The organism is Lactiplantibacillus garii (assembly GCF_003885105.1).
Classification (GTDB): Bacteria; Bacillota; Bacilli; order Lactobacillales; family Lactobacillaceae; genus Lactiplantibacillus; species Lactiplantibacillus garii.
Window position 1 is genome coordinate 1 of sequence record NZ_QWZQ01000079.1, and the last position, 4,801, is coordinate 4,801.

The 4,801-nt window shown below is 47.1% G+C and carries 6 protein-coding genes; all 6 read right to left on the minus strand.

What is annotated here, in order from left to right; genetic code table 11:
• On the minus strand, positions 1-624 hold a 624-nt coding region (locus D1831_RS13690), incomplete at its 3' end, for a glycosyltransferase (RefSeq protein WP_125073397.1).
• Complete coding sequence (locus tag D1831_RS13695; protein ID WP_125073398.1) at positions 621-1,298, minus strand: sugar transferase; 678 nt, start codon at positions 1,296-1,298, stop codon at positions 621-623. The genes D1831_RS13690 and D1831_RS13695, both read right to left, overlap by 4 nt.
• Positions 1,279-2,223 (minus strand): NAD-dependent epimerase/dehydratase family protein, encoded by a 945-nt coding sequence (locus D1831_RS13700; RefSeq protein WP_125073399.1) that lies wholly within the window; start codon positions 2,221-2,223, stop codon positions 1,279-1,281. The genes D1831_RS13695 and D1831_RS13700 overlap by 20 nt, the downstream gene beginning before the upstream one ends.
• Before the next feature lie 16 nt (positions 2,224-2,239).
• Positions 2,240-3,013: a tyrosine-protein phosphatase gene (locus tag D1831_RS13705; protein ID WP_125073400.1), complete on the minus strand. Its 774-nt coding sequence runs from the start codon at positions 3,011-3,013 to the stop codon at positions 2,240-2,242.
• The gene (locus D1831_RS13710; protein ID WP_125073401.1) at positions 3,000-3,728 is read right to left on the minus strand and encodes a CpsD/CapB family tyrosine-protein kinase; all 729 of its coding nucleotides are present in this window, start codon (positions 3,726-3,728) and stop codon (positions 3,000-3,002) included. The genes D1831_RS13705 and D1831_RS13710 overlap by 14 nt, the downstream gene beginning before the upstream one ends.
• Before the next feature lie 11 nt (positions 3,729-3,739).
• Positions 3,740-4,528 carry a YveK family protein gene (locus D1831_RS13715; protein ID WP_225422903.1) on the minus strand — a complete coding sequence of 263 codons (789 nt, stop codon included), beginning with the start codon at positions 4,526-4,528 and terminating at the stop codon, positions 3,740-3,742.
• Positions 4,529-4,801: the final 273 nt, after the last annotated feature.

The window sequence follows — 4,801 nt, forward strand, 5'->3', positions numbered from 1 at the left end:
TTGTATTACACGAATCCATAGGTAATAATCCTCAAATAATAATACATTCTGGTAGCTACCAACTGAATTAATAACTGATTTTCTAAATGTTACTGACATATGATTAAATGGATTCCGTCTTTGTGCCAAGTTTTTAATGGCTTCATAAGATGTCGGCACTTGTCGTATTCCGGTAGACAAATCAGGACTGACATCCCATTCAGAAATTTGCCCACCTACAACCGCAATGTTGGAATTTGCCGAAAAATATGCTAATGTATTTTCCATTCTATTGTGTAGATTTACATCATCAGAGTCAAAACGTGCAACTAGTTCAGTCGGACACGCCTTTAAACCCTTATTCAGGGATTTTCCCAATCCTAAATTAGTGGCATTTGTCAATTCAATAAATTCAATTCCTACTCGTATGAAACTATTCTTAGCAGCATTTATAACATCATTCAATCGTTGTGGCAATATGCCATCTCTAACCAGTACAAAATATGCAGGTAAGATTGTCTGATTCAATATTGATTCAAATGCCTTTTCCAGTAAGTCACCTCGTTCTTTCTCATAAACAGACATTAATCCTGTGTATGAAAAAGAATTCAGTGAAGTAAGTTTTTTCACAGCTAATTTTCTCATCGTGCTCCGTCGCCTGTCACTACAATTTTTACTGTCCCAAACAACATCTTCACATCAAACCACAATGAATAGTGTTCGATGTAGTAGTTATCCAACTTGCACTTATCATCCGGTGTGATATCGTAACCACCGTTAATTTGTGCATAACCAGTAATTCCAGGAATGATGCGCAGCCGTTTCGGAAATTCAGCGTTATTTTGACTAAATTTTTCGGTTAGGACTGGGCGTTCTGGACGGGGACCGACTAAACTCATATCACCCATTAAAACGTTCCAAAATTGGGGAAGTTCGTCGACCCGGGTCTTGCGCATAAAGCGTCCAACCGGGGTGATGCGGGGGTCGTTCTTTTGTGCCCACACCGCACCAGTCTTGGTTTCAGCGTCTTGCCGCATTGAACGTAACTTGATGACCTTAAACGTCTTCCCCATGAAGCCGACCCGTTCTTGCTTATAAAGTGCGGGCCCCTTAGAGGTCAGTTTGACAATGATCGCAAACACCAAAATAATCGGTGCGCTAATAATCGTACCAACTAGCCCAACGACCAGGTCAAAAATTCGCTTAACCACCATACTGATGCCGGAAACCGGTGTTCCAATCATTTGGACAAATTGATAGTTGAGTCCTGCAGTTTGAACTTTCGTATTCACCGTTTCACTAGCTTCGACTTGTCGCATGTTGAGCTCCCTCCCAGTACTTGGTTAATCCATCCTTTAAGGACCACTTCGTCGTGTACCCTAGGTCAACTAACTTACCAATGTTGGCCACCGACCGTTTAACTTCGCCTAACCGGCCCGCCGCTTGGTTGATGGTTAGTGTCTGCCCGGTAATTTCTTCATAGGTTTGAATAATGCTATTCAAACTCGTTTCACCACCGTTAGCCACGTTAAACACCTGGTCCCGCGCTTCTCGTTTGGTAATCAGTAAGAGGGCCTGAATAACGTCTTCCACGTAGACGAAGTCCCGGGTCTGTTTGCCGTCCCCGTAAAGGGTGAACGGTTTTTGGTTTTCAAAACAATCCGTCAAAATTGACAGTACACCGGAATACGGTGACGCCGGGTTCTGACCTGGTCCGTAAACGTTAAAGAAACGGACGCACACGGTTGGTAAGTCGTACAACTCACCATAAGTCAGGACAAAGCGCTCCGTCGCGTACTTATCGATGGCGTATGGCGAGAGCGGGTCTACCCGGGAGTCTTCACGTTTAGGCAGTTCTGGCAGGTTCCCGTAAACGGCGGCTGAAGAGGTGAATAAAAACTGCTTGATGGGCATTTCGGTTTTACGAATGTACTCCAACATTTGAAAAACCGCCGTATGGTTGACCGAGTGCGTCTCTGCCGGCCGTTCAATGGAGTCGGCAACGCTGGCAACGGCCGCTAAGAAGTAAATGTAATCCGGGCGTTCCTCCTGCAACATTTGTTGCATAAAGAGCCCGTCACGGACGTCCTTCACGTAAATCGTGACGTCGTCTTGGTGTTTAATATTATGTAGCGCGCCCATGGACAAATCATCCACCACCACGACTTCCATTCCTTGTTCAACTAAATGATCCACGAGATGGGACCCAATAAAACCTGCTCCTCCAGTAACTAATGCTTTCATTTAAATAACGCTCCTTTTAAAATAACCAGAATTTCCGCTGCTTACGGGGTATGGTAATGGCCGGTACGGCCACGTCTTCACCGTTAAGCAGATCTCGAGCGTTTTGTTCAAACTGATCGGGATATTCAGAATTCATTTCTGACAAGACTTTGTAAGCTTTAGTCATGGCGAACTCCCGGTTGGTCAGGGCGTGCGCGTCCGACGCGACCACCTGTACCAACCCGCACTTGACGAACTCCTTCGCCGTGCGTTGGACCCGTCCCCCAAACGTGCCCACTAAGCTCGTTGCCGTGACCTGTGCTAATACCCCCTGTTTAACTAACTCGTAAAGTCGCTGCGGTTCCGCAATCAACTGCGCGTTCCGTTCCGGGTGCGCAATTACCGGCGTGATTCCCGCGCACGATAGCTGAAAAATCATTTCGTCCACGTAACTGGGCACCATTTCGTGTGGTAATTCTAATAGTAAATAGTTACTACGGGTATCTATACCCAACAAATCATCCAAGTGATCCATTAAATGACCGTTGAGGTGGACTTCCTGACCGGCATAAATTTTCAACGGAATCTGGTGCTGATCCAATTCCCGTTGAAACGCCGTGACGGCCGCCTCAACGTCCACCGCATGGTTGCGGTAGTGCCGATCCATATGGTGCGGGGTCGCTAAAATCGTACCGATTCCGTCCGCCACCGCCTGCCGTGCCAAATCTAAAGACGTTGCTAGCGACGGTGACCCGTCGTCGATTTTCGGTAAAATGTGGCAATGTAAGTCAACGTAACTATTTTTCTTCATTGTTGTAGTACCCGTAACCGTCCTGGTAACCATAATAACCGCGGTGCGAATGGTCCTGAACGTCGTTAAGCACGGCCCCTAACAAGTTCGCCTTAGACCGCTTAAGGGTCGTCATGGCGTCGCGAACGGCGGCCTTTTGCGCGACGTTTTGGCGTACAACCAAGACCGTTCCGTCCACCTTACTTGCTAGTAATTGTGAATCAGTAACTGGCAGGACCGGCGGTGCGTCCACGATGACTAAGTCTAACTTCCGGGTCGCCGTCGTCAAAAAGTCGGTCATTTTTAGACCGCCTAACAGTTCCGCCGGGTTCGGTGGCTTGGGCCCGCTGGTCATCACGAATAGGTTATCCATAATTGGATGGATGGCGTCGTTCACGTCGTCCACCTGGTTGGCAAGCCACGAACTGAGTCCCCGCTGGTTAACCAGTCCGAACGTTTTGTGGATCGTCGGTCGCCGTAAGTCGCCGTCGACTAGTAACACCTTCATGCCTTCCTTAGCGTATTCCACGGCCAGGTTGGCACTGACCGTCGACTTGCCTTCCCCCAGCATAGCGGAAGTGACCATCAATGTCCGTAAATTAACATCGTTGGCCGCAAAGTTGACGTTAGTCCGAATCGTTTTAATTTGCTCGGTAATGACGGACATCGGCTCATTAACCGTGGTGAGATTAATGGCGTTGGTCGTCGTGACCGCTTGTTTTTTACGTTTAAACATCCCTTATCCCCCTATACTCGACGACTAGCACGCGCGTTACCGGTGCTACCGTTTTGCTTGACCACCCGTGCCGGCGCCTTTTGACGCCGTTCCAGGTTCGCTTTTTGGTGTTTCAACGAGTGTCGGTGTTGGTGGTTAACGATTCCTAAGCTCACTAACCCCAGTTCGTCGGTCAAGAATTCCACGTCGTGAACCCGGCGGTCGGTCAAGACCCGGATGCTTGCGTACATGAAACCAAGGAGTACCCCGACAACTAGTCCCGCTAACAGGTTAATCGCTTTGCGCGGTGAAACCGGACTAGTTGGAACTTCCGCCGGCGCGACAATGGTCACGTTGTTGACCTTAATAATTTTTTTAACCTGGCGCTTAAAGCTGCGCGCCACCTGGTTAGCGATAATTGAGCTGGATGCAGCGCTGTTATCCTTCACCGCAATTGAAAACACTTGTGAATTAGTCGTACTCGTCACGCTAACTTCGTCTTTTAAGGCACTTAACGAACGTTTAATGCCGTATTTTTGCCGTAACTGCTTTTGAGCCGGGCTCAAAACGACCTGGTTGGTAATCAGCTCTTTATAAGTGGTAATCATTTGAACATCCGCCTGTTGGCCCGCATATTCCGTAGCGGCGTTCGTATTCCGCCGGTTAACTAAGATCTGCACGCTGGATTGGTACTTCGGCGTGATCACAAAGAACGTCAGTCCCGCGGCAATGACCACCCCGGCCACGGTAAAGCCGAGAATTGCGCGCCAATACTTTCGGACTAACCGAATAAAAAAGTCAAAGTTTACTGCTTGATCCATCATCCACGCTCCATTTTGAAATTAATTACTCCCTCATTAATTGAAACGATGTTTTATAAAAAAATAATCAAATTAATGAATTCATATATAAACTTAGCATGGCAGGCCTATTTGTCAATGTCTCTGCTGGGATTGTTACAAAACCGTTACATCGCCGTCAAATCAGCGTTTCAAGCCCGATATGATTAACCCATTATCTTAATCGGCGGGGTATATTATTAGTTAATAAAGTACTAACACTTAACTAATATGAACAGTAATGTACTCTATATC

Coding starts and splice junctions, on each gene's coding strand:
- D1831_RS13695 (WP_125073398.1), bottom strand. CDS start 1,298: ATGCGACAAGTCGAAGCTAGTGAAACGGTGAATACGAAAGTTCAAACT.
- D1831_RS13700 (WP_125073399.1), bottom strand. CDS start 2,223: ATGAAAGCATTAGTTACTGGAGGAGCAGGTTTTATTGGGTCCCATCTC.
- D1831_RS13715 (WP_225422903.1), bottom strand. CDS start 4,528: ATGGATCAAGCAGTAAACTTTGACTTTTTTATTCGGTTAGTCCGAAAG.
- D1831_RS13705 (WP_125073400.1), bottom strand. CDS start 3,013: ATGAAGAAAAATAGTTACGTTGACTTACATTGCCACATTTTACCGAAA.
- D1831_RS13710 (WP_125073401.1), bottom strand. CDS start 3,728: ATGTTTAAACGTAAAAAACAAGCGGTCACGACGACCAACGCCATTAAT.